Raw genomic sequence first — 270 nt, 5'->3', positions numbered from 1 at the left:
TACCGTTCTGCGGGGCTGCCGAGGCATCCTGCGGTTCAGTCGGGTTGTGCGGATGCGCCGCATCCGCCGGGGCATTGGGAACGCGCACGGCGCCCTGAGGGGTGCCCACCCGTGCCGAGGAGTCTTGCCCGGCATTCTGGTCGGAGGATGAACCGTCGTTTGTGCCCTTGCCCGACTCTGACGCTGTGGTAAAGGAGCATGCGTTGCTTGCCTCATCCCCGACGGCAACGGCAAGATGCTGGACTTTACTTGTGATCTCAGTACCGTCTT

Annotated in this window: 1 protein-coding gene; it reads right to left on the bottom strand. The window is 63.3% G+C overall.

All coding sequences use genetic code 11. The features are described from left to right. Window positions 1-270: hypothetical protein (locus HMPREF2554_RS11855; RefSeq protein WP_371326187.1), on the bottom strand; the 270-nt coding region annotated here is incomplete at both ends.

It is taken from the genome of Rothia sp. HMSC071F11, assembly GCF_001809115.1.
Taxonomy (GTDB): Bacteria; Actinomycetota; Actinomycetes; order Actinomycetales; family Micrococcaceae; genus Rothia; species Rothia dentocariosa.
Note: the sequence above shows the minus strand (reverse complement) of the source record. Positions and strands in the feature narration are given on the sequence as shown.